Source organism: Enterococcus phoeniculicola ATCC BAA-412 (genome assembly GCF_000407505.1).
GTDB lineage: Bacteria > Bacillota > Bacilli > Lactobacillales > Enterococcaceae > Enterococcus_K > Enterococcus_K phoeniculicola.
Genome location: NZ_ASWE01000002.1, coordinates 638647 through 665126 on the forward strand (window position 1 = coordinate 638647; position 26480 = coordinate 665126).

Genomic DNA, 26480 nt, shown 5'->3' on the forward strand with positions numbered 1-26480 from the left:
TAAAGGAGGGCACACTAATAGTGTAGCGAATATTCTTTCTAAAAGAAAGACTTTGCTATAAATTACAGGTTCTTATTTATAGAGGAGGAAGTATTTATATGACAGTAAAAGTAGGTATCAATGGTTTTGGACGAATTGGTCGCTTAGCATTTCGTCGGATTAAAGAAGTATCAGATGATATTGAAGTAGTTGCAATCAACGATTTAACTAGTCCTACAATGTTAGCTCATTTATTACAATTTGACTCTACGCACGGCACGTATCCTGGCAAGGTAACCGCAACTGATGATTCTATCGTAGTTGATGGCGAAACGACACGTGTATATGCTGAACCAGATGCAAGTAAAATTCCTTGGGTAAAAGAAAACGGGGTAGACATTGTTTTAGAATGTACAGGATTTTACACTTCAGAAGAAAAAGCACAAGCTCACTTAGACGCAGGTGTAAAACGAGTAGTTATTTCGGCTCCTGCGGGTGCAATGAAAACAATTGTTTACAATGTGAATGATGATACATTAGATGAAAATGATAAAATTATTTCTGCTGGCTCATGTACTACAAACTGTTTAGCTCCTATGGCTTACTTTTTGAATAATGAATTTGGGATTGAGGTAGGAACAATGACGACCGTTCATGCCTATACTTCAACACAAATGCTTTTAGATGGTCCTGTTAAGGGAGGAAATCTGCGTGCAGCACGTTCAGCAGCAGACAACACAATCCCACATTCTACTGGTGCTGCAAAAGCGATTGGACTGGTTATTCCAGAACTTCAAGGGAAACTTCAAGGCCATGCACAACGTGTACCAGTTGTTGATGGTTCATTAACTGAACTTGTTTCTATCTTAAAGAAAAAAGTTACGGCTGAAGAAGTCAATGAAGCAATTAAAAAACATACGATTGACAATCCTTCTTTTGGTTATGATGATCGTGAAATTGTTTCTGGTGATGTGATTGGTACAACAGAAGGATCTATCTTTGACCCAACGCAAACAGAAGTAACCACTGCTGGTGATTTCCAATTAGTGAAAACTGTTGCTTGGTACGACAACGAATACGGCTTTACCTGCCAAATGATTCGTTTGTTGGAAAAATTCGCCAATTTATAATTGAATAATAAACTAAAGAAGCGCAGGATTCTCATTAATGGAAATCCTGTGCTTCTTATTTTAATTAATCTACATATGTTTCTAAAAATCCTTTTACGACTTCTTTATATTTTTCAGGGTTTTTATTATAGGCGCCCCCATGCTCTGCACCAGGAACGATATATTTTTCTTTTTTTACATCTGTTGCATTGTACACTTCATCAAGCATACTGTATGGAACAAAAGTATCTGCGTCTCCGTGTATAAAGAGCATAGGTGTTTTATTTTTCTTTAGCTGATCAATCGAACTTGCCTCACCGAAGAAGTAGCCTGCTCTAAGTTTAGTGATACCGCTTGTCACTGGAATGAGTGGGAAACTTGGTAAATTGAACATTTCTTTTAACTGATAGCTTAATTCTCCATTGACAGAGGAGTAGCCGCAATCCTCAACGATTGCTTTTACATTTTCTGGAAGTTTTTCTCCACTTGTCATCATGACGGTAGCACCACCCATACTGATTCCGTATAACGTGATTTGTTCATTTTTGCCATTTTCACTAATAATTCGATCAATCCATTGAACATAGTCTTTTCTTTCTGGCCAGCCAAATCCTATATAATCGCCTTGGCTTTCTCCGTGTCCTCTTGCATCAGGTGCTAAGACGTTATAGCCCATATCATGATACATTTTTGCAAATGTAGCCATGGTTTCTGCCGTCCCCATATAGCCGTGTGCCATAAGAACCGTCTTGTTTGTGTCTGATTCGGCTGGTAAATAAATGGCAGACAATAGTAGTCCATCTGTTGATTCAAGCGTCCAGCGAGTACGATTATTTTCATCTGTAAACCACTTAGACTCTTCTGTTTCCTTTTTTTCTTTATCCGTTCCTGCAGTATCTCCTGCTAAAAAATCTTTTTCTGAAGGAACGACTGCATAATTGTAAAAATAATTTCCTGCAAATAATAATCCAATCACAATTACAACAACGACTCCGATTAAAACCTTTATCCAACGTTTCATTTGCTTGCCACCTTTTTTCAAATTCACTACTCAAAATAGTATAGACAAAATCTACTTTATTCGCAAATTGATTTTCGCATAGTGACTAACGAATCTGATGTGGCTTGCTACATTCGTTCCACAAAAAAACACAAGCTGTGTCTGAGATGAAATCCTCTCAACTCGTAGGCAGCCTGTGCTTTTTTTCTATGCGTTTGTTTCAATAAACTTAAAGTTTGACCATGGTTTCAAGAAATCTAATAAGAATAATTCATCATCAGAAATACGTCCAACCACATTTACACGACCATCATTTTTCATTTCTTTAAGGGCAACTTGTGTTTCACCTTTGTATTGACCATAGCCAACATTGTCGATTAATACATCCCCTTTAATCATGTCCCGAGTATTATGCGCTGGGAATTCTTTATCTTTGTAATAGATACGAGTCATTGTAGAACGCATAATATAATCAGAACGATCACCACGATAGCTGTGTAAATTATCAAACAGGCAAATACGTTCATCTTCTGTAATATCTTCTTCTACTTTTACCTTTAAAGTTGGATAATCAGCAGTGAATGCTTCAGCCATTGCTTTTAATTCTTCTTCAGAAGCGTAGGCATTCCCAATTGAAATATCATCAATCAAGCCTGTAAGCATCAAGTGTTTTACCTGTGTACTGATTTCTAAATCACGATGGTCTTCTAAGGAACAAAGGCCATCTTGTGTTGGCCAAGGACCAAATGTTGCAGCATGTGAATTTACAAATGCCATGGTATTTAAATTATATTTACGGAATTTTTCTGAACAAAAGACAAAATGATCATAGCCTAGTCCTGAGTAACGATGTGGATAGAAATTATGAGAACCAAGTAGATTATCTGTGTTTGGAGAGTAGCTCATAATATTATCGACATAATTTGTACCTGAGCTCATGTTGATTTCAATTTTTATACCATAAGGATTACGAGTCATTTGTGCTTCTTCTGCTCCGGTAAATCCAACATCTAAGCGGACACCGTATGCTCCCATTTTGTCAAAAAATGACAGATCACTATAAGAGATTTCAAGTTGATCAAATAATGCAGGATTAATATCTACCATGACTTCCATGCCCAAGCTGTTTGCGTAATCAACAACCGCTTTAAATTCACTTAAAACTTTTTCTTTATCGTCAGTGATTTGTAGCAAACTTGTAAAGACACGTTTAAATCCATACTTGTGTGCAAGGTCTAAATATGCTTTGTCTTTCTCAAATGTTGAGCGTTCTGGATAAACTGAAATACCTAATTTTCCCATGTGTATTGCCTCCTGAGTAGTTGTTTCTTAAATTTGAATACACTTCCATTATAACAAAACTTCAAAAAATGGTCTACACCTTTGCGAATCTGACAAAATTTAATAGTTTTTCTTATCTCAGTTTGATATGATAGTTAGGAAGTTTAAAAAAGAGAGGAAAATTTTTTCATGAAATTAAAAAAAGTTATCATTCCTTTAAGCATTTTAGGAGCAGGGTTATTATTGGCAGCATGTTCCCCTAAAGAAGAAGCGACTAGTGGTTCTAGCTCATCCACCACTGCTTCAAGCGAAAAAACGACAGAATCATCCGTTGATTTAAATGCACTTGATTTACCTCAGTTAGATTCAGAATTGAAAGAAAATGAATCTGCTGTTGAAATGGAAACAACTGCAGGAAATATCAAGATAAAATTATTCCCTGAAATCGCACCAAAAGCAGTAGAAAACTTTATCACCCACTCAAAGGATGGCTATTACGACGGTATCACCTTCCATCGTGTAATTAATGAATTTATGATTCAAGGTGGCGATCCTGAAGGAACTGGTGCTGGTGGTGAAAGTATCTGGGGGAAACCATTCAAAAATGAACCTTCAAATCAGCTTTACAATATCCGTGGGGCTCTTTCTATGGCAAATGCTGGTCCAGATACAAATGGCAGTCAGTTCTTTATCGTTCAAAATACGGAGGACAAGTCAGATGGATTATTGTATGAAGATAAACCAAAAGCAATTATTGATGCCTATAAAAATGGGGGTGCACCTCATCTAGACGGCGATTATACCGTTTTTGGACAAGTTTATGAAGGTATGGATGTAGTGGATAAAATTGCGACGGCTAAAGTTGGCGATGACGGTCAAACACCTACTGACCCAGTAAAAATTAAATCAATCAAAGTTTTACAAGAAGCAAAATAAATAAATGAACGCCAGAGAATTCACTTTGGCGTTCATTTATTTATTAAGAATTTCTAAAGAAATAACTAGTTATTGTTGCCCAACAATAAACGTGAATTCACATTCCGCAGCTTTTTTTCCTTCAACAGTGGCAATTGCATTAGCTGTCCCTACAGAGCCTTTGATTTTGATGATTTCAAAGGAGAGCTTAACGACATCTCCTGGTACAACTTTTTGACGGAATTTTGCTTTGTTAATCCCACCGATATATGCTGTTCGTCCAAGAAATTCTTCTGATTTTAATATCAAAATTGATCCTGCTTGTGCAAGGGATTCTAAGATAAGAACGCCCGGCATAACGGGGTTTCCAGGGAAATGACCTTGGAAAAAATCTTCATTAATCGTGACATTTTTTGTTGCAATAATCTTTTTCCCAGGCTCCAATTCGTCTACATAATCGATATAGCAAATCGGATAGCGGTTTGGAATAAGCTCCATTACCTCGACTGCAGTTAACACTTTTGTCATATTATAAACCTACTTTCTTAAATTGTTAGGAAAACTTTATTTGTTTGATAATCAAAGTATCATATCTCTTACTATTTGACAATCATTTTTTATTCTTGATAAAAATAGTTTGACAATCAAACAATTATCGATAATAATAATAAATCATAGAGACAAGAAAGGCAAGTCGCAATTATTTTAATATTTAGTTCTTTTTCTCTAGTTAATTAATTAAGAAAAATCAAGGAGTGTAATTATGACATATTTATCTGGAAAAAAAATTGTAGTAATGGGTGTCGCAAATAAAAAAAGTATTGCATGGGGCTGCGCAGAAGCCATGGAAACTCAAGGAGCAGAAGTTATCTATACGTATCAAAATGATCGTATGAAGAAATCTTTACAAAAAATTGTTAGTGAGGATGCATTTTTAGTAGAATGTGACGTAGCTAGCGATGAGAGTATTCAATCTGCCTTTAGTCAAATTAAAGATTATGCAGGAGAAATTGATGGAATTGTTCACGCGATTGCGTATGCAAAAAAAGAAGAGTTATCTGGGAATGTAACAGATATTTCTCGTGACGGTTATGCACTTGCTCAAGATATTAGCAGCTATTCATTAATTGCTGTTTCAAAATATGGTCAAGAAATTTTATCAGAAAATAGCGGAATCGTCAGCCTTACGTACATTGGTTCAGAACGTGCCATTCCAAATTACAATATGATGGGGATTGCAAAAGCTTCATTGGAAGCAAGCATTCGTTACCTTGCTGCTGAATTATCACCGAAGAAAATCCGTGTTAATGGGATTTCAGCTGGAGCAATTAAAACACTTGCAGTGACAGGTGTTCAAGACTATCAAAAACTTATTCAACTTTCTGAAGACCGTACGCCAGATCATATCGGGGTAACCATTGAAGAAGTTGGTAATACATGTGCCTTCTTAATTAGCCCACTTTCAAGTGGAATTATCGGAGACGTTATTTACGTAGATAAAGGAGTTCATCTTTCTTAATTATAGGAAAAATGAATAATGAGCGCTAAATATAACGCACAAGAAAACGTCGTGAACTTTTCACGACGTTTTCTTTATTCACTAAAAAGAAATTAGGTGTCTTCCCCTAACCATCATTAGTTTACTTTTACTATCCATCCTTCAGGTGCTTCTACATCACCAAATTGGATACCTGTTAACTCTTTATAAAGTTTTTGCGTGACAGGTCCAACTTCCGTTTCACTAAAGAACACATGAAACTCGTCATTATTTTGTATGCCACCAATCGGAGAAATAACAGCAGCAGTGCCACAAGCACCTGCCTCGGCAAATTTATCAAGCTCATCTAATCGTACATCACTTTCTTCTGCCTCTAATCCTAGACGCTCTTTTGCAATGTATAGAAGTGAATACTTAGTGATACTTGGAAGAATAGAAGGAGAATAAGGCGTTATGAATTTTCCATCCTTAGTTATCCCGAAGAAATTGGCAGACCCTACCTCTTCTATTTTTGTATGTGTTGCTGGATCAAGATAGATACAATCGGAAAAATTCTTTTTATGCGCTTCATTACCGGGAAGCAAGCTAGCCGCGTAGTTCCCACCTACTTTAGCGGCACCAGTTCCATGGGGAGCGGCACGATCATACTCAGATACGATGAAATTAGTTGGTGTTAACCCCCCTTTGAAATAGGCACCAACAGGCGTACAAAAGATGGTGAAAATATATTCTGGCGCAGCTTTCACGCCAATTCCCTCTCCAACACCAATTAAGAGTGGGCGTAAGTATAGTGTTCCGCCACTTTCATAAGGTGGAACGAATGCTTCGTTTGCTTTAACGACTTGCTTTACCGCATCAATAAATTTTTCTTCAGAAATTGCAGGCATCAGTAAACGTTCTGCACTTTTATTCAGGCGCTGACTATTTTGGTCAGGTCTAAACAGGTTAATTCCGCCATCTTTTCTTCGATAGGCTTTCATTCCTTCGAAACACTGCTGCCCGTAATGTAAGGCTGAGGAACCCTCATGAAGCGTAATTGTATTGTCCTCTGATAGTGTGCCCTCGTCCCACTGGCCATCTTTCCAACGAGACACATAACGAAACGGTGTCTTGATGTAAGAGAACCCTAAATTATCCCAATCAATTTCCATAAAAATTCCTCCTGTTTTCTAATATTTCTGATAAGTTTACCACTTTATGAGAAAAATGTCATTGTTTTTTCATAATTTTCTTTCAATTTTTCTGTTCTTCTAGTTTATCAAAGAATCAAGTATTTGTTTATCTATTTTTTCGTTTTTCTTAAAATCCGTTGAAGAGATTTCCTTTTTCCTTTTTTTACTGTTAAAATGGGAATAATCAAGTTTTTGAAAGGTGATATTTTTTATGTTTTTTAAATTATTTTTGACACAAGCAACAACAGAATCAACTACGGAAACGATTGTTGAACAGACAACAAAAAAACTAAATGCCTTTCAACGGTTCTGGGAAGGAATTGATTGGGATCAAGTAGTTGCACTTCTAATTGAAAAGACCATTTATTTAATCTTAACCATCGTTCTATTTGGTATTTTAAATCGGTTAGGAAAGTATTTTATCAACAAGTTATATGATCGTTATCAGAAAAAAGCACATTTAAGTGAAAATAGGATTGATACCCTGCACACTTTATTGAACAATGTATATGCCTATATGCTTGTTTTCTTCTTCATCTATTCGGTTTTATCAATTATTGGTGTTCCTGTCGGTTCTCTTTTAGCTGGTGCTGGGATTGCAGGTTTAGCAATCGGGCTGGGTGCACAAGGGTTTATGAATGATATTATCACAGGTTTTTTTATCATTATGGAGCAACAGATTGATGTTGGTGATTATATTCGTTTGGTGAATCTTACAATTGAAGGAAAAGTGGTTTCTGTTGGTATTCGTACAATTCAGCTTCAATCCATTGATGGAACGATTCATTTTATTCCAAATCGTAATATAACAACAATTAGTAATCTTTCTCGGGCAAATATGCAAGTGGTTGTTGATGTTCGAATTTTACCAGACGAAGGTTACGAGAAGATTCGTGAAGTTATTGAAGCGGTGAATCATCGACTAGCAAAAGAACATGAAGATGAAATTCAAACAGGACCAACATTATTTGGGATGGTGGACTTGGGTAACGCGAATTTTGCTGTTCGGACCAACATGTATGTATTAAATGGACAACAGGCACAAATCAAGGAAGAATTTTTGACTACCTATGTAAAAGAACTGTCAGAAGCTGGATTTACTATTCCAAATACGCCGATTGTTACACCATAGTCTCAAGAAATCAAAAGACTCGGATAATCTAAAAAAAGTGTAAAGAAACGATGGTGACGTTTCTCTACACTTTTTTGTTATTTTTTAACGAAAATGAATAAATGGTAAGAAGTGAATTTTAGAAAACTAGCAGAAAATAGTATTTACTTATTCGTTGGTATCTATAATTTATTTCTCATCTAGTGTTTTCAAAAAATCACTAATGACCTCTACTCCTAATAAAATAGCCTCTTCTTTTGGGTTAAACAAAGGATGATGTAATCCATAAGGACTATCTACGCCCAGCCAGAACATCGTTCCGGGAACTTTACTTAATAAGAATCCAAAGTCTTCACCAGTCATGGCTGGTTGTGCTTCATTAAAGGTAATCTTCGGATGTTTTTCCATAAAGTGAATGAAGGCTTCTGTTGTCTTACGATTGTTTTCAACGGGCAAATATCCTTTTTGATCTAAAGAAAGAAGAACCTCACATTGAAAGGAAACTTCAATACCTTTTGCTATTTCCTGCATTCTTTTTTGCGTGAGCAGATTCATTTCTTGCGTAAGCGTACGAATCGTTCCATAAAGCTCCGCTTCTCCTGCTATGACATTATTTGTTTTACCAGCGTGGAAGCTTCCAAAAGTAATGACGCCTCCTTGTATAGGATCAACGCTGCGGCTGATAATCGTTTGTGCTTGTTGAATAAATTGGGTTGCAGCAACAATCATATCATTTGAAAGATGTGGGAAAGCAGCATGACCGCTTTTGCCTTTTAAGGTGACGCGGACTTCACAAGTACCGGCAAATAATGTCCCTACGCGTGTACGAATTTCACCAACTGGAAGCTCTGGTGCAACATGCAATCCATAAAACTCATCGGGTAGCCACTCACCAAATGCCTGGGCATTGTACATTAACATGCCTCCTGCATCATTTTCTTCAGCCGGTTGAAATAAAAACAGAAAATTATTTTTTGGTTGAACAGCACTTAAGTTTTCTAAAAGACCTAAGGCGATTGTCATGTGAAAATCATGCCCACATGCATGCATGAATCCTTCATGAAGAGATGAAAAAGAACTTTTAACAAGCTCTTTTATTGGAAGTCCATCAATATCTGTTCGCCAACCAATCGTTTTTTCAGGATGATGACCTTTGACATAGACAAGAATTCCAGTTTGCCATTGCCGTATTTCTACATACGCTTTGTCTAGCTGTTGAATTTTTTTAAGTAAAAAATCTGAAGTCTTAAACTCTTTAAGACCGATTTCGGGCATGGTATGCAATGCTCGTCGAATCTCAATTAATTGTTCTTGAATGGTCATATGCAGCATCCCTTCTTTTTTCCTATTGTTACGGAAAAAATGGCTTCTGTCAAATACCTAAAATAGAAGATAGAAATATTTTTAAAAAACTATGTACGAGTATGGAATTAATTCTAAAGTACGTATTATTTTTTTTATTCTATGAATGAGATTGACTAGAAGAAAGAAAAAAACACAGACTTTCAGTTATTGAGTCTGTGAGGGAAGATGGGACATAACTAATCAAGTTACACCCCGCCCTCGCAAAATCTTAATAAAGGTTAGGAAGAGAAGCAACTCATCTTCATCATGTGTTGAGAGCGAAAGCAAGCTGAAATTGCAATGATACACTTCTTCTGAAGGAAAAAGATGTAGAGATATATCTACTCGGTTCTAAAGATTTTAGAAGCAATCTTCATGAATGCCTTCTTATTATTGTAAATCAAGGAAGTTTCACTTCCGATAATGAGCAGTACCTACTTGGTTCTAGAGGCCGAACAATTTTATCTGATGTCAGGTTAAAATTTTAGTAAGCTTATACTTTTTCCAAACTGACTCTTCTTTACCATAGAGAAGATCCTCTACAGGGTATTTGATATCTGACAAATCACCAGAATAACATAGGATACGTCCTAAAATGAAGGAGGCACTGTATTCTTCCCAGCTAGTAAAGGATTGTTTTTTTAGAATAGGTGTCACTCGTTCTTTTAATAAAGTAAAGGCCTTCTCTTCTGTGATATAACCGATATGTGCAGAAATTCTGATCAAAAATGCAGCTCGTTCAATATCCCATGCAGAAAGTGTTTGACAGGTTTCAAAAAACGCTACAGGTATTTTTCCAATAATACCAACATCTTCAATTAGTTGATTATATTTTTTATAAGGTTTGCCTATACGTATATTATCAATTAATTGATTGCTGTCTTTTGCATCTCCTCCGTTTTCAAGTAAAAAGTTTAACTGATAAAAAAGAGAGGCCTTGTCAGCAATCGACCATTGTTGCATTAGAATTTGTTGATATTGTTCTTTTGGTGCACGTAATTTCATAATTGAGCTTGTAGATTCGTTTGTTTCAATCAAAATTGCTCCTAAAGTAAGATATTTTTGCATTTTAGGATTTACTTGATTATCTTTTAGAAATATTAGTCGTTTCTGTTTATTCTGTATGTAAGAATGAATAAATAGTATAGATAAAATCCCCACTATACCAGTAAGTATTAATAGAATTTTCATTATATTCCCCAATTAATATCGAAATCGTTAAAAACTACGTTCTATAAGCTGAACTAAATCTTCATAGGTTTGACCGGTAAAAATCGCATAAAAAGCAATTACAAGAACAATTGCAGCTGCAATTAACTGGACGGGTCGTATAACAATGCCATGTCCATTTTTTTTATTTTTTTGATAGCGATAAGCTTGTCCAGCTATTATTGTAAAACTGCCAATTGCTAATAGATAAGTTAAGATTTCAGGTGTCATATTAGTTTTTTTCTCCTTAATTTGATAAAGTTTTTAAATTGAATTGTGCTCTTAATTGATTGCAATCATCTACTTGAGAGTAATGAATACCGTAGTCATTTTCATAGGTAATATCTACTCCTTGTGTTTGTACACGATACCTTATTTTATTCGCTTCTTTAAACAAATAATTCGTATTTATTCCTTCTATATCCACTGCCTCTATTTGATTTTTTGTATAAAATCCTAAACTAGCAGCTTCACCAGATTTTGGGTTATAGGAAATTAATTCAATTTCCTCCGTACTCTTATCAAAAAGAATTACATAAGAATAATAGGTTGTTTTTTTTTTGATAAGTGTTACTTGTTTTGTATAATGTCCATTTACAAAAATCTTGTTGTCCAAATCTTTTTGAGCTATTTGAACAATACCAGAAACTACTTCTTTTAATCGATTGTCTTCCTTTTGTTTTTCACCAGAATAGTCTTGGTGATAAGCTTTATTTCTTTGATAGAGAAAGAAACAAGCAATAGGAACAAAAATTATAATGATTAGAAAATACATATTTTCTCCTTAACTTTGTAGCAAATGAATAATTTTTTTGTTGTATTTATTTGCCTGTTTATATTTTTTTTGTTTTTCTTCAATTTTTGCCATCAGCAGATAAAGTGGCATAAGGAACACTCGTTGTCGCTTTTTTTCAAAGTAGAATAAACTGTCTTCTGCTAACAGTTTTGCATCATCTAAAAAATTCTTCTTATAAAGAACTAGAGCATGGAAAATGTTTACTTGCATTTGCTGATCTTCTGTCAATAATTGCTCATTTATTAATCCTAGACGTTTTTGTAGTTTTGCCCATCTCTTTTGTGAAGCAAATATTCCACAAAAGTAAATGCTCTGTAGATTTTCATCTTTAACATACAGTGAATCAAGTTGATTAAGAAGGTCGATTGCTTTTTTGTATTCTTTTTTTTGCAGTAATATTACATATTGATAATGGATAAGTGACAAGTAGTCTTTCTTTTTATTATCAGAGAATTTAATATATGTTTGAGCAAAAATGGACAATTTCCAAGCTTCATCATAGTGCCTGAGCTGGAATGATAAACGACAATCTGCTAAATAAAGCTTTGAAAAATATTCCTTTTTCTTCATGTGATTGGCCACTCTAAACAAGCTATCTAGTTTTTTTTTTGCCTCACTGTATTGTTCTAATAATCCTAATATTTCTATATACAGTACTTGTAACGGTAAGAAACAAGAAATATCATTAGAGACAAGCTCTAGCAATCTTGTTAGGTATTCCAGAGTAAGTGTATAATGAAATTGACCTTCATTGGATAAAATTTGAAAATAGAGAATAGCTTTTTGTATTAATGGATTCTCCATCAACTCTTCATCATTTGCAAAAACGGGTAGATAAAAAGAGAGATAGTTGTCCACTATTCTATGATAATTCGACATGTCTTCTTCCATATAATAGAAGCAAGCTTTGCAGAGATTTGAAATAAATTCTACATATAAAGAATTGTCTGTTTCAGGTATAACGGATTCGAAGGATTCTATTCGTTGATTTGAAATAGTTTGTTTAACAAGAATTTCAAGATTACTTTTTTGTGCTTCAGTAATGGTATTAGCATCTAAAAGGTACTCTGTAGAAACACCTAATCTTGAGGAAAACTGAACGGCGAGATCTTTTGCCAGTTGGTATCTACCTAACAGAATATTTGAAAGATGAGGAACGGTAATCAGACCTTGAACTAGCTCTTTTCGTGATAACTGCTTGGTCGTACAAAGAAAATTTATCCTTTTTCTCAACATAACTATTCCGCTCCTTAGTAATTTTTGCATTTTGGGGATTCAAGAACTACTAGATTGCTAAAATAATAATTTATGCAAGAATAAATAAATTATAGCATAGCTAGTGAAAAAAATTGTCTCTCCATTATAACTACAATAATTTTAGGTGAATATTTTTTTAATGAATTTTTATTAAAATAACTTTTGTGATATACAAAAAAACCGAAGGCATCTGCCTCCGGGAAACTATTATCTATTGAAGAAAAAATATTCAGTTATTGAGTATTATAAGTTACGTAACTCTTCCATCATACTAGTTTTGCCTTTTGTTTGTTCATCAATATCTTTTATTTTTCTAGCTGGTACACCAGCTACTACTGTATAAGGAGCAACATCATGAACAACCACTGCACCAGCTGCAACTACTGCGCCCTTACCAATTCGAATTCCTTCTAATACAACTGCATTTGCGCCAATTAATACATCGTCTTCTACTACAACAGGATTTGCACTAGGTGGTTCAATGACACCTGCTAAGACAGTTCCTGCCCCTATATGGCAGTTTTTTCCTGTAATAGCACGTCCCCCTAATACAGCGCCCATATCTATCATGGTTCCTTCACCAACAACTGCACCGATGTTAATAATGGCGCCCATCATAATCACTGCATGATCGCCTATCTCAACTTGTTCGCGAATAATCGCCCCAGGTTCAATTCGTGCATTCAGCTCTTTTTTGTCCAATAGCGCAATTGCTGAATTACGCATGTCATTTTCTACAACGTAATCACTAATAAGTGAACTATTTTCTTCTAGGAATGGCTTGATGACCTCCCATTCACCAAAGAGCGTTCCGGTTTTACAATTTGTAAATGAGCGTATATCATCTGGATAGATCAGCTCTTTTAAGTTTCCTTTTATTGTCACTTTTACGGGTGTTCGTTTTTTTGCATTTCCAATATGACGAATAATCTCATGTGCGTCCATCGTTCACGCCCTTTCTTCTATTATAAAATTAAGCGTATCAAAAAATAAGAAGAATGTGAAGTGATAGGAAATAATTACACAATTTTTTGTTTTTCTAAAATAGGATCTGTCTTTGATAGAAGTAAGTTTCGGCGTTCTAATTCATGAGACATATGATTCACTGCTTTTAAAATTTCTTTTCTTGTAATGATTCCTTTAAAAATTTGCTGATCATCTACAACTGGAAGAAAAGGTAAGTCTACCAATAAATGTAGCACCTCTTCTAAATCCCAATTCTCCGATACAACAGAGACATGTGTCTGCATGACGTCAGCTACTGTGAGTCCGTTTAGTTTTTCCATATCGATTTCTTTTAAATCAATCATTTTTTCAACAACTTCAGATAAACTGACTAATCCAACAAATCGATCCCCTTTATCTAAGACAGGGATTTTACTATAGCCAACTTTCGTTAACACCAGTAAGCAGTGATCTAATGGATTTTGATACATAACATTTGCAACATTCTTTGCTGGAATTAAAAAGGTTTCTTGATTTTCTAGTAACAATTCTTTTACCGTAGGTCCAATCATTCGATTGCCTCCATTTCAGTTTCAATCAACAATTCTATTTTACCGAAAACATGGGTGGATATGCTGTAAAGTTCGAAATTATTGAAAATCTTATTACTTTTTTAATGAGTAAAGATAGTCTTTTAAAGGCTCATTTATCTATTCTCTAGTTAATTTAGGAAATGAAAAATGAAGCTCCTCTACTGGATGATGCGCACGATTATAATACTGTACATCAAATGCATCAGGCGTACTGTCAATCACTGCATAAGAAGGAATTTGAATTGGTCCACGAGGCTGTGAAATACTTCCCGGATTTAAATAAAGTATTTCATCTACAACCTCACAACCGATTTGATGAGTATGCCCAAATAAACTGATTGTTGCATTGGATTCTTTTGCTTCTATGGAAAGTTGAGTTAATCCAAAGCGAACATTTGACAGATGACCGTGTGTGATATAGACAATATCCTGTTGCGTACTGATTGTTTGTCGTTCCAGAAAATCTCCGCCATAATCACAGTTTCCGCGCACAACAATAAACGTATCCCAAAGCTTGTCATGACTATCTAGTTCTGAATCCCCACAATGAAAAAAATAGTCCATTTTTTCTTTATACCGTTCAACTAGATCAAGAAGAATTTGACGATCTCCATGATTATCACTTACTACTAAATACTTCATCTATTATGCCTCCAACCATTCTTTCCATTGTTTTTTTAATTTTTCCATTGCAAGCCCTCTATGACTTTGCTTGTTTTTTTCAGAAGGGTCAAGCTCTGCTGCAGTTTTTTCAAGTCCATCTACAATAAATAGTGGATCATAGCCAAAGCCTTGATCGCCACGTGGGATACGACCAATCCTTCCAGGCCATTCTGCTTCCACAACAAGACTCTCTTTTTTTGGCGCTGCAAACACTAATGTGCAGTGAAACTGTGCTTTTCTATTCTCATCTTCAACATCAGTAAGTTCATGGAGAAGCTTGGCATTATTTGCCGCATCGCTAGTTGGTTCCCCTGCAAATCGAGCTGAATAAATTCCTGGCATGCCGCCTAAAGCATCTACTTTTAATCCTGAGTCATCTGCTAAAACAGGTTGTTGAATGAGTTGAGCAATAGTTTCTGCTTTTAAACGCGCATTCTCTTCAAAGGTTTTTCCAGTTTCTTCAATATCAGGTAACTCGGGATAATCTAATAATGTTTTAATCGTATAGCCAGACGGAGCAAATAAAGAAGCGAATTCCTTTGCTTTACCAGGATTTCTGGTAGCGATGACTAAAGTATTTTCTGGTATTGCTACTGAAACAGGTTCAGACGCCAACAGCGCTTCTTTTTGATAGGCAATGAGGTCCTCTATCGCGCCCTTGCCGTAATAGAGCATCGTATTTAATTCTTCTCCACTAAATGTTGCCTCTTCACCAGTCCCTTGAATTTCCACAAACTGACCAGATTCGGTCATGACAAGATTCATATCGACAAATGCAGTCGAATCCTCCACATAATCTAAATCAGCTACACATGAGCCATCAGGTAAAATTCCTACGCTAACTGCTGCAAGGTGCTCTTTTATAGGATCTTCTTCCAATTGGTTTGTTTGGAGCAAGCGATTGATTGCTAATTTTAATGCAACAAATCCGCCAGTGATACTAGCAGTGCGTGTTCCGCCATCTGCTTGAATCACATCACAATCAATCACAATACTTCGCTCGCCTAATTTTTCTAAATCAATCACTGCACGAAGCGCACGACCGATTAATCGTTGAATTTCCATTGTTCGACCGCTTAGTTTTCCTTTTGCACTCTCACGTCGATTACGTGTATTTGTGGCTCTAGGCAACATACTGTATTCCGCTGTTACCCATCCGCTTCCTCCACCACGTAAAAATGGCGGAACAGACTCTTCAACGGTAGCAGAGCAGATTACTTTAGTATCGCCAAATGAAATGAGTACAGAGCCTTCAGGATGTTTAAATACATTGGTTTGTATAGTAATCTTTCGTAATTCTCGTTCGCTTCTTCTATCGTGACGCATAAGTAGTTCCTCCTAACTCTATGTGTGAAACCGAAATCGTAGATAAGTCTAACCAGCTTTTTGCAATTTCTTCAAACATAGTTGCAGAGCCGGTTGTGTAAAAGTCACAAATTCTTTTCTCTGATTGACGACTTGGACGATTTGCAATGGAAAAATAATCCAATAGCATACTTACTTCACTAACTGTTTCTGCACCAGAATCAATTAAGGTAACAGATTGTCCCATCACATTTTGAATAATTGGACGAAGTAACGGATAGTGTGTACAACCCAAAATCAGTGTATCTAATTGTTTGTGTTTCAAAGACTGAAGTGTCTCTGCGACAATTTTTTTTGCCACAGAAGAATGAGATTCATTACTTTCAACAATCGAAACAAATTTTGGACAGGCTAAACTGGTAACTGTAGTTTGAGGTGCTTTTTGCTTTAGTGCAGTCTCATAAGAACCACTTTTAATCGTCCCTAAGGTACCAATTATCCCTATTTTATTATTTTTTGTTGCTTTTAACGCCGCACGAGTCCCAGGTAAAATCACGCCAACTACAGGTATGTCTAATGCTTCTTTAATTTCTTCTAATGCGACAGCTGTTGCGGTGTTACATGCTATAACAAGCATTTTAATGTTTCTCTTCATCAAATATCGAGTCATTTCCCAAGTATATTCAATGACTTGTTCTTCTGGACGAGGACCATATGGACAACGTGCTGTATCACCAACATAAAGTATATTTTCATTTGGTAGTTGTTTTAAGGCTTCCTTTACAACCGTTAATCCTCCTACGCCAGAATCAATAAAGCCAATTGGCTGATTATTATGCAAAATTCATCCATCCTTTATTAGGAAATGTAAAACAAAAGTTTCACCCTATCCATTGTCGCCTTTTTGTACATATTTTTCAAGTTTTCTTTTCTTTAGAAAACCTTAAGAAAGCGTTTCATTTTAACCCTTTTTATAATCGTGGTATCCTAAAGGAAATGAGAGGAGGAATTTGTTATGCCCGAAAAAGATTTTGAAAAAAAACTCGCAGACATTGCAGAAGAAACCAACCATGGAAAAGATTTTGAGGAACTAGATAAAGTTGAAAAAGAATTGAATTTAGATGATAAAGATGACGATGATGTACCAAAAGAAGGAAAAGATAAGGATGGAATCAGTGAATTGCTCCCTCCTATCCCGCCTAAAAACAGTGGCAATGGTTTTCCGTATTAAAAAAGACGATTCAGTTTACGATTCCTTCAAGCATGGAATAAATACTTGAAGGAATCGGCTGAATCGTCTTTTTTCTTTGAAGAATATCTAGTAGTTATATTGTCTAGATTCAAGATATTTAGATAACAAAGAAAGTAGGTAACAAACCACAAAGTAGAAAAAAGTCATTGCAAGAAACATCGGAATCACGTAATTTGAATTTTGCCCATAAATTATTTTTGCATTATGTGTTAGTTCTGGCAATGAAATAATTACAGCTAACGAAGTATCTTTAATTAATGAGATTAACTGGCTAACAATTGCTGGAATCATTGATTTAAATGCTTGTGGAAATACAATAGTTGCCATTGTCTGGACATAACTTAACCCTGTAGACAAACCAGCCTCCATCTGCCCTTTTGGTACAGCATTCAATCCTGCACGAAAAATTTCAGAGAGCATTGCCGATTCAAAAATAGTCAATGCGGCTACGGCTGACCAAAAAATACTTAAACGCACACCAATTTGCGGCAAGGCAAAGTAAGCAAAGAAAATAATAAGAAGCAAAGGTAAGTTTCTTATTATGTCTGTAATAATTCCAACGATTTTGGAAAAATAAGGAACTTTGGTAAAACGGATAATTCCAATTAGTCCGCCAATAATGAAACTGAACACAATAGAAACTAGAGAGACTTCAATGGTAACTAACAGGCCTTCTAGTAAGAAGCGGATATTCATCCACGAAAATGCTTGACTGAAATCCATAGAGGACTCTCCTTTCTATGAGCGAATTGCCCAACGTTTTTCTAAATAAACCATTAAGTAAGATAACGGTAAAGTAATGACTAAATAAAATAATCCAACAATGATATAAGTATCAAACGTGTTAAATGTCGTACTTGCAATTAGATCGCCTTGATACATTAAGTCAACACCAGCTACCATTGCTAAAATAGAAGAATTTTTTACAAGATTGATAAACTGATTTCCTAGAGGAGGCACTACAATTTTAAATGCTTGAGGTAAAACAATGTAGCGCATTGTCTCTGCATAAGTGAACCCAGAAGATAAACCTGCCTCTGTTTGTCCTTTTGGAACGGTTTGAATCCCGGAGCGCACCGTTTCTGCAATAAATGCAGAAGTATAGATTGTGAGTCCGATTGTTCCTGCTTGAAAGCCATCAAAGCTCATCCAGTAAAGAGGAACAACGACGTAAAAAAACATAACAATAATTAATAAAGGAATGTTTCTGAAAAATTCAACGTATGCTTTTGCAAAGCCACGAATGAATTTATTACTGGATAATTGAAAAATTGCCATCAGTGTTCCAATGACTAAACTAAAAAATAAGGCCAGCAGGCTTGATAAAATAGTTACTTTAAACCCTTCAAAAAACATTCCAGAATAGGTCTGAAATAATTGACTCATTGTCTCTCCTCCTTATTGAACTTTTCCATCTGTAGAGTCAGGGAACCATTTATTATATACTTTGTCATAAGTGCCGTTTTTGTGCATTTCTTCCAAAGCTTGGTTTACAGCTGTTAAAAAGGCTTCCTGTTCTTTATTTATGGCTATTCCATAAGGTTCATTTGTGAAATTTCCTCCTACAAGTGTGTAGTTTGGATTTTCATCAGCCATGCCTAACAAAATAGCATTATCGGTGGTCATTGCATCTCCTTGACCAGATTGTAATGCAGTAAAAGCTTCTGCATAATTCTCTAACTCAAGAATTTTTGCATCAGGTGCGTGCTCACGAATATTAATTGCTGATGTAGACCCCTTCACCGCTAAAACCGTAGTATTACTATTCAAGTCAGCTACACCATTAATCTTACTTCCTTTTTTCACAAGCAGAGATTGTCCTGCATCAAAGTAAACATCGGAAAAATCAACTTGCTCTTTTCGCTCTTCCGTTATTGTCATTGTTGCAATAATTGCATCAATGTTTCCATTTTTTAATAGTGGAATTCGCGTTTTTGAAGTTACTTCTACAAAAGTTGCTTTGGCATCTTCTCCTAACATTTGTTTGGTAATTTCTTTTGCGATATCAATATCGAATCCTTCTACTTCACCTGTAGAAACATTCATCATACCAAATAATCGTGTATCATACTTTACTCCCCATATAATTTCGGGAGATTTCTCTGTTCTCTCCAAAATGTCCTCATTGGACACGCTGCTATTTTTACAAGCGGTTAGTGTAAACAAGAGAAGGCCCATCACTAAAACTGAAAGAGTTGATTTCAATCGTTTCATACAATATCCTCCTTCTAATGATTTATAATTTTGCTAAGAAATTGTTTTGCACGTTCCTCTTTTGGATTCTCAAAGAAGCCGTTGACGTCTCTGCTATCCTCTAGGACTTCTCCATCAGCCATAAAGATTACTCGATCAGCTACTTCTTTTGCAAAGCCCATCTCATGAGTAACAACAATCATTGACATCCCATCACGAGCCAGCTTTTTCATAACATTGAGGACGTCTCCAATCATTTCAGGATCTAAGGCCGAGGTTGGTTCATCAAAAAGAAGCATTTCTGGATTCATTGCAAGTCCACGGGCAATTGCCACGCGCTGCTGCTGTCCACCTGAAAGCATCGATGGATAAGAATCTTTTCGATCATACATATCTACTTTCTTCAAAAATTTCTCCGCATTCTTAACAGCGGTTGCTTCATCCTGTTTTAGAACCTTTATTGGTGCCAACGTGATATTTTCTAACACGGTTTTATTTGGATACAAATTAAAATGCTGAAAAACCATACCAATGTTTTTTCGGATTTCTGTTAGTTTCACATTGTTTCCATGAATATCCTGACCATTAATCAGTAAATCACCTGAAGTAATTGTTTCTAAACCGTTGATACAGCGAAGCATGGTGCTTTTCCCTGAACCAGAGGGCCCAATCACAACCACGACTTCACCTTTTTCAAAAGATAAATCGATTGTTTTTAATGCATGAAATTTTCCATAATATTTCTCTACATTTTTAAACTCGATCATAGCCATAACGTCACGCTCCTAATTAAAATTTAGATTAAAAAATTCTCACAAACCCTCAATCATTTCACATTATAACGGAAAAATCATCAATGTGTAAAGTTTTATTTAAGAAAAGACCTATAAAAGTATAATCTTTTGTTCGTTAACCTTACATTGTGATGTAATAATTATTAAAAAATGGTAATAAAACGCTTTTATAAATTCCTTATGATCTACCCTAGGTTTACTAGTTGTTTCTCCTTCAAAAAAAAGGTAAGATGTTAAGTGCATGGGATTTCCCAAATGGAATTAAGAAGGTGGATATTTAGATGACGAACATTATTTTAACAGGTGACCGTCCTACAGGGCGTTTACATTTAGGACATTACGTAGGATCATTAAAAAAACGTGTGGAGATGCAGGCAGATCCAGAAAATAAATTATATGTAATGATTGCGGATATGCAAGCTTTAACAGATAATGCAAAAAATCCAGAAAAGGTTTCTACTAATTTATTAGAAGTCGCACTGGATTACCTTTCAATTGGATTAGATCCAGAAAAGACAACGATTTTCATTCAGTCGCAAATTCCGCAGCTTGCAGAATTGACTATGTATTTTTTAAATCTAGTAAGTGTTGGACGAGTAAAAAGAAATCCAACAGTAAAGGCCGAAATTGAACAAAAGAAATTCGGTGAGAGCATCCCTTCTGGCTTTTTCATTTATCCAGTCTCACAAGCAGCAGACATCACGGCGTTTAAAGCAACGCTTGTCCCTGTTGGAGATGATCAAAAACCAATGCTGGAGCAAACACAGGAAATTGTTCAAAGTTTTAACAATACCTATGGAGAAGTATTAGTTGAACCAAAAGTGGTTCTCCCTCCTAAAGGAATGGGACGCTTACCTGGAATTGACGGGAACGGCAAAATGAGTAAATCTCTTGGAAATGGTATTTATCTTGCTGACTCAGCAGAAGTGGTTCAAAAGAAAGTAATGAGCATGTATACAGATCCTAACCATATTCATGTAGAAGATCCCGGTCAAGTAGAGGGAAATATGGTATTTACCTACCTTGATGTATTTGGGAAAGACAAAGAAAAAATTGAAGAGCTAAAAGAACACTATCGTCGGGGTGGTCTTGGGGATGTAAAAATAAAACGCTATTTAATCGATGTATTAGAAGAAGAATTAGCCCCTATCCGTGCGAGACGTGAAGAACTAAGTAAAAATCCGGAAGCTGTGATGGCTATTTTAGAAAAAGGAAGTAAAGAGGCAGAAAAAGTTGCTGCTCAAACATTAAAAGAAGTAAAAACGGCAATGGGAATCGAGTATTTCGGCTAATAAATTTTGTGAGAAGTCGGGACAGAAGCGTTCAGCTCCCGTCAGTTATTAATATTTTATGAGGATGGGACATAGCTTAATTAGTTATGTCCCATCCTCTCTTAACATATTAGTACAGGTTGGGAAAACTCATCTCCATTTCATTTCGCTCTCAACAACTTCTACGCATGATACATGCTTGAGTTGAAGGTCTCCACTTCGTTTCGCTCTCATCAATCTCTAAAAGTGGAACACTTTAAGAATTGAAGGTCTCCATTTCATTTCGCTCTCAACAACTTCTACGCATGATACATACTTGAGTTGAAGGTCTCCACTTCGTTTGCTTCTCAGCAACTTCTGCGCATGAACTATCTAATGCAAGTGCATAAGTCTTTTTTTCATCTGCTTTCTTTGATTGAAAGGTTCTTCTCTGTTTCATTTCGTTTCTAATTTCTTAAATATGAGCTTGAAGCTCAAACGTACTTTAACCATACTTTAAAATGATAGTAAAGGAGACCATTTTTTTAAGAGACTCGAAGTCTAAGAGAGAGAATGGTCGATTTTTCTTTCACTCCTTACTATAAACCTAAAGAATACGAAAATAGAAGGTAAACTCTTCAACGGATGAGTTTACCTTCTATTCTTAGTATGTTTCTTATCTAATTACTGCTTCGTGAGTCTCAGTTAAAGCAGTGATTACTTTGTTCATTGATTTATTAATTTCTTCATCGGTTAGTGTTGCTTCAGGATTTGTAAAAGTTAAACTGTATGCCATTGATTTATGACCTGCTTCAATTGAGTCCCCTTGATACACATCGAAGAGTTGAATAGCAGTTAGATATTTTCCTGCTGCTTTTTTGATTGTTTCAGAGAGTTCTTGATTGGTAACTTCTTCTGAAACCAACAATGCAATATCTCGACTAACGGCCGGGAATTTTGTGACAGCTTTGTAGACAAAGGCTGTTTTTTCCATCGTTAATAAGCCGTGTAAATTTAATTCTGCAACATAGGTTTCTGGGATATCGTAGGTTTTTGCTACAGCTGGATGAACCTGTCCTACAAACCCTATCTTTTCTTCACCTAGATATATATCTGAGGTTCTTCCTGGATGCATATCTTTCATTTCAGTTGTTGGCTGATAGCGAATATCAGCAGAAACAGATAGTTGCTCAAATAGATTTTCTAGAATCCCTTTGATTGTATAAAAATCAACTTTTAGATTTTGTTGATGCCAGTTTTTGACTTCACGAAGTCCTGTTAAAGCAAGACCTAAATGATTTTCCTCTAAAGGAAGATTCTTTTTGGCATCATTTTCCTGATAAAAGACATTTCCAATTTCATAGAAAGAAAGAGATGTATTTTTACGAGCAACGTTATATGCTACATCATCTAATAATCCGCTGATTAAATTCATTCGTAAAACGGAACGTTCTTCACTCATTGGCCAGTCTAAACGAGTTAGATTGCTTTTCTTCATCGTAAATTGACGTGCTTTTTCCTCAGTCGTTAATGCATAGCTAATTGCTTCGGTTGCACCACTGCCTTCAAGGAGCGAACGAACTTTTCTAGTTAAAATTTGTTCATCTGTCAGACTTCCTGCGACTGTTTCTCCACTCGGTAGTGTTGATGGTAAACGATCGTAGCCATAAATACGAGCCACTTCTTCAATAATATCTGCTTCAATTGAAATATCCCAACGACGTGGTGGAACAGAAACACAATAGTGTCCATTAGCAGCCGTATACTCAAATTGTAAAGCTTCAAAAATTTCGTTTACTTCTTGTTCTGAAAGATTTGTACCAAGATATCGGTTAATTCTTTCTAGTTCAATTTCTACTGTTACGTTTTCAGGATGAACAGATGCACCTTCCACTGCTCCTGAAAGAACCGTTCCACCAGTAAGTTTCGCAATCAATGCAGCAGCAGCTTCATTCGCTTCTCCGACTGTTGCTTGGTTAATTCCTTTTTCAAAACGAGAAGAGGATTCACTTCTAAGATTGAATTGTTTTGAGGTACGTCGGATAGATACGTTATCAAATAAAGCAGCTTCAAGTGCAACTGTGGTTGTTTCATCCGAAATCTCAGAGTTAGCCCCACCCATGACACCTGCTAAAGCAACTGGGGTTTGGCCATTTGTAATAACGATATTTTCAGAAGATAGGGTTCTTGTTTCACCATCTAAGGTGATTAGCTCTTCTTCATTGGCTGCACGACGAACAAGAATTTCTTTGCTCCCTAATTTGTCATAGTCAAAAGCATGAAGTGGTTGACCAAATAAAAGTAAGATGTAATTTGTTACATCAACTACATTATTGATTGGTCGAATGCCTTCATTCATTAAACGATTTTGCAGCCATTGCGGACTTGGGGCAACCTTTACATTATCGATTATTCGAATCTGATAGGCTGGAGAGTCTTTTATATCGGTAACAGCAACCGATATTTTATCACTTGCTTTTTCCACTGATTCCACCAATGGTTCATCATTAAATGCAGGTGTTTGTCGATAAATCGCCCCTACTTCATAGGCAACACCACGGATAGATAATGCATCTGCACGATTTGGCGTGATTGATAATTCAATGATGCTGTCATCCATTTCTAAATAAGAGAAGACAGGCTCTCCGTTGATTGCTTCTTCTGGAAGATAATAAATTCCGTCAGAAAATTCTTTTGGAATGACACTATCTGAAAATCCAAGCTCCTCCAATGAACAAATCATCCCATTAGATACTTGTCCACGCATTTTTCCTTTTTTAATTTTGACGTTTCCAGCGATTCTTGATCCAGGTAACGCAACAATTACTTTGATACCAGCTTTTACATTTGGCGCACCACAAACGATTTGTGACAGCTCTTCTTCTCCGATGTCCACTTGACAAATGGATAAGTGATCTGAATCAGGGTGAGGCTGACATTCTTTTACTTCACCAACGACGATTTTTTTCAAACCTTCTTCTGGAATATCAATACCTTCTACTTCGATACCTGTTACAGACATTTTATCTGCTAGCTCTTTTGGTGTTACAGATGATAAATCTAAATATTCATTTAACCATTTATATGATACTAACATAGTTATTCCCCCTTGAATTGACTTAAGAAACGTAAATCATTTTGATAGAAATTACGAATATCGTTTACTCCGTAACGTAACATCGCTACACGATCTGGCCCTAAACCAAAGGCAAAACCAGAGTAAACTTCCGGGTCAATTCCTGACATTTTTAAGACATTAGGATGAACCATCCCAGCACCTAATATTTCAATCCAGCCTGTATGTTTGCAGACGTTACATCCTGCTCCACCACATTTAAAACAACTTACGTCTACTTCAACTGACGGTTCAGTGAATGGAAAATAACTAGGACGCAAACGAATATTTCGATCTTCACCAAACATTTTTCTCATCATGACTTCAAGCGTTCCTTTTAAATCGCCCATTGTTATGTTTTTATCAATAACAAGTCCTTCAATTTGATGGAATTGGTGACTATGTGTTGCATCATCCGTATCCCGACGAAATACTTTTCCAGGAGAGATCATTCGCAAAGCACCTTTTGAAAAGTCATGTTTTTCCATTGTGCGCGCTTGTACTGGAGAAGTATGAGTACGAATTAATATTTCTTCTGAGATATAAAAAGTATCCTGCATGTCACGAGCCGGATGATCTTTAGGTAAATTCATTCGCTCAAAGTTATAGTGGTCTGATTCTACTTCATATCCTTCCACTACCTGATAACCCATACCAACGAAAATATCTTCAATTTCTTCCATAATTTGTGTTAGTACATGACGAGCTCCGTGATGTACTTTTGTACCTGGCAAGGTCACATCAATGGTTTCTTTAGCCAATGCTTGATTTAATGCAGCCGCTTCTAAGACTACTTTTCTATTTTCTATTTCCAACGCCAACAAATCACGTATCTCATTTGCGAAGCTTCCAACTATTGGACGTTCTTCAGGTGTTAAATCTTTCATCCCTCTGAGAACTTCTGTGATGGGTCCCTTCTTACCTAATGTTTCTACACGAATTTGATTCAATTGCGTTAAGTCATTTGCTGCTGAAATTTTTTCAATTGTTTCTTTTTTTAATGACTCTAATTGTGCTTGTAAAGACATTGTTGCTTCCTCCTCAAAAATTACTTGGAAAAAATGAACGAAAAAAAGCCCTCGTATCCATCAAGGAACGAAGGCTCGTGTTACCATCCTAATTCGCAATCAAAGAGATTGCGCACTTAATTTATTAACGACTTGCGCCGGTCTGTCAGTTACACAGACAACTCCGGAAGTGAACTTCATTTTTCGAGTACTTGATTTGCTTTCAGTCCCTGACAAATCTCCCTAGTAAGTCTCAGCCAAATTACTCTTTTCCATCGACATTTTTTCTTATCCAATTACTAACAGTGTACAAGATTTTGTTAAGTAAATCAACTGCATTCTTCTTTTGTTACCCAACGATCACTCCAATTTTGAAGTTGTCCCATGGCTTCTTTCAAATCGGCCCCTTTTTCGGTTAACATATATTCTGAACGACTGGATTCTTGACAAGAAATATTACGTGTGACAATGTTTTCTTTCTCTAATTCTTTTAGGCGTTCGACTAATACACGATCACTGACCATTGGAATTTTATTAGCCAAGTCAACAAATCGCTGTGGTCCATTCTCCAGGAGGACATCAATGATTAATCCATTCCATTTTTTTCCTAAAATAGAGAAAGTTTTTTCGAATTTTGGACAGAGTGTAAACTCATCAAATTTTACTTGTTCCATTCTACCTCACCTCATGCA

Annotated in this window: 27 protein-coding genes and 1 other annotated feature; of the genes, 6 read left to right on the forward strand and 21 right to left on the reverse strand. The window is 36.0% G+C overall.

Going from position 1 to position 26480, the window contains the following annotated elements:
* The first annotated feature begins 98 nt into the window (after positions 1–98).
* On the forward strand, positions 99–1109 hold the full coding sequence (gap, locus tag I589_RS09720) for a type I glyceraldehyde-3-phosphate dehydrogenase (RefSeq protein ID WP_010767615.1): 1011 nt from the start codon (positions 99–101) through the stop codon (positions 1107–1109).
* A 64-nt stretch (positions 1110–1173) separates the two neighbouring features.
* Here gap and I589_RS09725 read toward each other — a convergent pair whose 3' ends face one another.
* Both I589_RS09725 and I589_RS09730 read right to left on the reverse strand, forming a co-directional pair.
* Entirely contained in the window at positions 1174–2109 is a 936-nt protein-coding gene (locus tag I589_RS09725) for an alpha/beta hydrolase (RefSeq protein WP_010767614.1), read from the reverse strand.
* A 186-nt stretch (positions 2110–2295) separates the two neighbouring features.
* On the reverse strand, positions 2296–3390 hold the full coding sequence (locus tag I589_RS09730) for a DUF871 domain-containing protein (RefSeq protein WP_010767613.1): 1095 nt from the start codon (positions 3388–3390) through the stop codon (positions 2296–2298).
* Between the two features lie 168 nt (positions 3391–3558).
* Here I589_RS09730 and I589_RS09735 point away from each other — a divergent pair, with 168 nt between their 5' ends.
* The gene (locus tag I589_RS09735; RefSeq protein ID WP_010767612.1) at positions 3559–4305 is read left to right on the forward strand and encodes a peptidylprolyl isomerase; all 747 of its coding nucleotides are present in this window, start codon (positions 3559–3561) and stop codon (positions 4303–4305) included.
* Between the two features lie 69 nt (positions 4306–4374).
* Here I589_RS09735 and fabZ read toward each other — a convergent pair whose 3' ends face one another.
* On the reverse strand, positions 4375–4812 hold the full coding sequence (gene fabZ / locus I589_RS09740) for a 3-hydroxyacyl-ACP dehydratase FabZ (protein ID WP_010767611.1): 438 nt from the start codon (positions 4810–4812) through the stop codon (positions 4375–4377).
* Positions 4813–5047: 235 nt separating this feature from the next.
* On the opposite strand from fabZ, the gene fabI reads away from it, so the two are divergent.
* Positions 5048–5803: an enoyl-ACP reductase FabI gene (gene fabI, locus I589_RS09745; RefSeq protein ID WP_010767610.1), complete on the forward strand. Its 756-nt coding sequence runs from the start codon at positions 5048–5050 to the stop codon at positions 5801–5803.
* 116 nt (positions 5804–5919) lie between these two features.
* Here the strand turns inward: fabI and I589_RS09750 are convergent, their stop codons facing one another.
* Positions 5920–6933, reverse strand: coding sequence for a branched-chain amino acid aminotransferase (locus tag I589_RS09750; protein ID WP_010767609.1), 1014 nt, complete (start codon positions 6931–6933; stop codon positions 5920–5922).
* Between the two features lie 232 nt (positions 6934–7165).
* Between I589_RS09750 and I589_RS09755 the strand changes: the two genes are divergently transcribed.
* Positions 7166–8086: a mechanosensitive ion channel family protein gene (locus I589_RS09755; protein WP_010767608.1), complete on the forward strand. Its 921-nt coding sequence runs from the start codon at positions 7166–7168 to the stop codon at positions 8084–8086.
* A 168-nt stretch (positions 8087–8254) separates the two neighbouring features.
* On the opposite strand, the gene I589_RS09760 is transcribed toward I589_RS09755, so the two are convergent.
* The 10 genes from I589_RS09760 to racE all read right to left on the reverse strand — a co-directional run bounded on the left by I589_RS09760 (position 8255) and on the right by racE (position 17018).
* A complete protein-coding gene (locus I589_RS09760; protein ID WP_010767607.1) occupies positions 8255–9388 on the reverse strand; it encodes an N-acetyldiaminopimelate deacetylase in 1134 nt (377 codons plus the stop codon).
* 492 nt (positions 9389–9880) lie between these two features.
* Positions 9881–10600 (reverse strand): DUF1266 domain-containing protein, encoded by a 720-nt coding sequence (locus tag I589_RS09765; protein WP_010767606.1) that lies wholly within the window; start codon positions 10598–10600, stop codon positions 9881–9883.
* A 27-nt stretch (positions 10601–10627) separates the two neighbouring features.
* On the reverse strand, positions 10628–10849 hold the full coding sequence (locus tag I589_RS09770) for a hypothetical protein (protein WP_010767605.1): 222 nt from the start codon (positions 10847–10849) through the stop codon (positions 10628–10630).
* 16 nt (positions 10850–10865) lie between these two features.
* Positions 10866–11393 (reverse strand): hypothetical protein, encoded by a 528-nt coding sequence (locus I589_RS09775; protein WP_010767604.1) that lies wholly within the window; start codon positions 11391–11393, stop codon positions 10866–10868.
* 9 nt (positions 11394–11402) lie between these two features.
* Complete coding sequence (locus tag I589_RS09780) at positions 11403–12650, reverse strand: hypothetical protein (protein WP_010767603.1); 1248 nt, start codon at positions 12648–12650, stop codon at positions 11403–11405.
* A gap of 264 nt (positions 12651–12914) precedes the next feature.
* Positions 12915–13616, reverse strand: coding sequence for a 2,3,4,5-tetrahydropyridine-2,6-dicarboxylate N-acetyltransferase (dapD, locus tag I589_RS09785; RefSeq protein ID WP_010767602.1), 702 nt, complete (start codon positions 13614–13616; stop codon positions 12915–12917).
* A 74-nt stretch (positions 13617–13690) separates the two neighbouring features.
* A complete protein-coding gene (cbpB, locus tag I589_RS09790; RefSeq protein WP_010767601.1) occupies positions 13691–14188 on the reverse strand; it encodes a cyclic-di-AMP-binding protein CbpB in 498 nt (165 codons plus the stop codon).
* Between the two features lie 138 nt (positions 14189–14326).
* Positions 14327–14851 carry a metallophosphoesterase gene (locus I589_RS09795; RefSeq protein ID WP_010767600.1) on the reverse strand — a complete coding sequence of 175 codons (525 nt, stop codon included), beginning with the start codon at positions 14849–14851 and terminating at the stop codon, positions 14327–14329.
* A gap of 3 nt (positions 14852–14854) precedes the next feature.
* Positions 14855–16198 (reverse strand): ribonuclease PH, encoded by a 1344-nt coding sequence (gene rph, locus I589_RS09800; RefSeq protein WP_010767599.1) that lies wholly within the window; start codon positions 16196–16198, stop codon positions 14855–14857.
* Complete coding sequence (gene racE, locus I589_RS09805; protein WP_010767598.1) at positions 16185–17018, reverse strand: glutamate racemase; 834 nt, start codon at positions 17016–17018, stop codon at positions 16185–16187. Before racE ends, rph begins: the two co-directional genes overlap by 14 nt.
* A 174-nt stretch (positions 17019–17192) precedes the next feature.
* On the opposite strand from racE, the gene I589_RS09810 reads away from it, so the two are divergent.
* Positions 17193–17408, forward strand: a complete 216-nt coding sequence (locus I589_RS09810) for a hypothetical protein (protein WP_010767597.1) — start codon at positions 17193–17195, stop codon at positions 17406–17408.
* Between the two features lie 87 nt (positions 17409–17495).
* Here I589_RS09810 and I589_RS09815 read toward each other — a convergent pair whose 3' ends face one another.
* The 4 genes from I589_RS09815 to I589_RS09830 are packed head-to-tail and all read right to left on the reverse strand — an operon-like array spanning position 17496 to position 20395.
* Positions 17496–18152 (reverse strand): amino acid ABC transporter permease, encoded by a 657-nt coding sequence (locus I589_RS09815; RefSeq protein WP_010767596.1) that lies wholly within the window; start codon positions 18150–18152, stop codon positions 17496–17498.
* Between the two features lie 15 nt (positions 18153–18167).
* Positions 18168–18815: an amino acid ABC transporter permease gene (locus I589_RS09820; RefSeq protein WP_010767595.1), complete on the reverse strand. Its 648-nt coding sequence runs from the start codon at positions 18813–18815 to the stop codon at positions 18168–18170.
* Positions 18816–18827: 12 nt separating this feature from the next.
* Complete coding sequence (locus I589_RS09825; RefSeq protein ID WP_425386986.1) at positions 18828–19607, reverse strand: transporter substrate-binding domain-containing protein; 780 nt, start codon at positions 19605–19607, stop codon at positions 18828–18830.
* 50 nt (positions 19608–19657) lie between these two features.
* Entirely contained in the window at positions 19658–20395 is a 738-nt protein-coding gene (locus I589_RS09830) for an amino acid ABC transporter ATP-binding protein (protein ID WP_010767593.1), read from the reverse strand.
* Between the two features lie 302 nt (positions 20396–20697).
* Between I589_RS09830 and trpS the strand changes: the two genes are divergently transcribed.
* Positions 20698–21708, forward strand: coding sequence for a tryptophan--tRNA ligase (trpS, locus tag I589_RS09835; protein WP_010767592.1), 1011 nt, complete (start codon positions 20698–20700; stop codon positions 21706–21708).
* A 634-nt stretch (positions 21709–22342) separates the two neighbouring features.
* On the opposite strand, the gene pheT is transcribed toward trpS, so the two are convergent.
* From pheT to I589_RS09850, 3 genes are all read right to left on the reverse strand, one after another.
* A complete protein-coding gene (pheT, locus tag I589_RS09840) occupies positions 22343–24763 on the reverse strand; it encodes a phenylalanine--tRNA ligase subunit beta (RefSeq protein ID WP_010767591.1) in 2421 nt (806 codons plus the stop codon).
* A 2-nt stretch (positions 24764–24765) separates the two neighbouring features.
* Positions 24766–25809: a phenylalanine--tRNA ligase subunit alpha gene (pheS, locus tag I589_RS09845; protein ID WP_010767590.1), complete on the reverse strand. Its 1044-nt coding sequence runs from the start codon at positions 25807–25809 to the stop codon at positions 24766–24768.
* Between the two features lie 60 nt (positions 25810–25869).
* Positions 25870–26076 (reverse strand) — a binding site (T-box leader).
* Positions 26077–26117: 41 nt separating this feature from the next.
* Positions 26118–26462: a winged helix-turn-helix transcriptional regulator gene (locus I589_RS09850; protein ID WP_010767589.1), complete on the reverse strand. Its 345-nt coding sequence runs from the start codon at positions 26460–26462 to the stop codon at positions 26118–26120.
* Positions 26463–26480 lie beyond the last annotated feature (18 nt).

Bases quoted from the DNA above. Each gene is read 5' to 3' on its own strand.
- gap (WP_010767615.1), top strand. From the start codon at position 99: ATGACAGTAAAAGTAGGTATCAATGGTTTTGGACGAATTGGTCGCTTA.
- I589_RS09725 (WP_010767614.1), bottom strand. From the start codon at position 2,109: ATGAAACGTTGGATAAAGGTTTTAATCGGAGTCGTTGTTGTAATTGTG.
- I589_RS09730 (WP_010767613.1), bottom strand. From the start codon at position 3,390: ATGGGAAAATTAGGTATTTCAGTTTATCCAGAACGCTCAACATTTGAG.
- I589_RS09735 (WP_010767612.1), top strand. From the start codon at position 3,559: ATGAAATTAAAAAAAGTTATCATTCCTTTAAGCATTTTAGGAGCAGGG.
- fabZ (WP_010767611.1), bottom strand. From the start codon at position 4,812: ATGACAAAAGTGTTAACTGCAGTCGAGGTAATGGAGCTTATTCCAAAC.
- fabI (WP_010767610.1), top strand. From the start codon at position 5,048: ATGACATATTTATCTGGAAAAAAAATTGTAGTAATGGGTGTCGCAAAT.
- I589_RS09750 (WP_010767609.1), bottom strand. From the start codon at position 6,933: ATGGAAATTGATTGGGATAATTTAGGGTTCTCTTACATCAAGACACCG.
- I589_RS09755 (WP_010767608.1), top strand. From the start codon at position 7,166: ATGTTTTTTAAATTATTTTTGACACAAGCAACAACAGAATCAACTACG.
- I589_RS09760 (WP_010767607.1), bottom strand. From the start codon at position 9,388: ATGACCATTCAAGAACAATTAATTGAGATTCGACGAGCATTGCATACC.
- I589_RS09765 (WP_010767606.1), bottom strand. From the start codon at position 10,600: ATGAAAATTCTATTAATACTTACTGGTATAGTGGGGATTTTATCTATA.
- I589_RS09770 (WP_010767605.1), bottom strand. From the start codon at position 10,849: ATGACACCTGAAATCTTAACTTATCTATTAGCAATTGGCAGTTTTACA.
- I589_RS09775 (WP_010767604.1), bottom strand. From the start codon at position 11,393: ATGTATTTTCTAATCATTATAATTTTTGTTCCTATTGCTTGTTTCTTT.
- I589_RS09780 (WP_010767603.1), bottom strand. From the start codon at position 12,650: ATGTTGAGAAAAAGGATAAATTTTCTTTGTACGACCAAGCAGTTATCA.
- dapD (WP_010767602.1), bottom strand. From the start codon at position 13,616: ATGGACGCACATGAGATTATTCGTCATATTGGAAATGCAAAAAAACGA.
- cbpB (WP_010767601.1), bottom strand. From the start codon at position 14,188: ATGATTGGACCTACGGTAAAAGAATTGTTACTAGAAAATCAAGAAACC.
- I589_RS09795 (WP_010767600.1), bottom strand. From the start codon at position 14,851: ATGAAGTATTTAGTAGTAAGTGATAATCATGGAGATCGTCAAATTCTT.
- rph (WP_010767599.1), bottom strand. From the start codon at position 16,198: ATGCGTCACGATAGAAGAAGCGAACGAGAATTACGAAAGATTACTATA.
- I589_RS09810 (WP_010767597.1), top strand. From the start codon at position 17,193: ATGCCCGAAAAAGATTTTGAAAAAAAACTCGCAGACATTGCAGAAGAA.
- I589_RS09815 (WP_010767596.1), bottom strand. From the start codon at position 18,152: ATGGATTTCAGTCAAGCATTTTCGTGGATGAATATCCGCTTCTTACTA.
- I589_RS09820 (WP_010767595.1), bottom strand. From the start codon at position 18,815: ATGAGTCAATTATTTCAGACCTATTCTGGAATGTTTTTTGAAGGGTTT.
- I589_RS09825 (WP_425386986.1), bottom strand. From the start codon at position 19,607: ATGGGCCTTCTCTTGTTTACACTAACCGCTTGTAAAAATAGCAGCGTG.
- I589_RS09830 (WP_010767593.1), bottom strand. From the start codon at position 20,395: ATGGCTATGATCGAGTTTAAAAATGTAGAGAAATATTATGGAAAATTT.
- trpS (WP_010767592.1), top strand. From the start codon at position 20,698: ATGACGAACATTATTTTAACAGGTGACCGTCCTACAGGGCGTTTACAT.
- pheT (WP_010767591.1), bottom strand. From the start codon at position 24,763: ATGTTAGTATCATATAAATGGTTAAATGAATATTTAGATTTATCATCT.
- pheS (WP_010767590.1), bottom strand. From the start codon at position 25,809: ATGTCTTTACAAGCACAATTAGAGTCATTAAAAAAAGAAACAATTGAA.
- I589_RS09850 (WP_010767589.1), bottom strand. From the start codon at position 26,462: ATGGAACAAGTAAAATTTGATGAGTTTACACTCTGTCCAAAATTCGAA.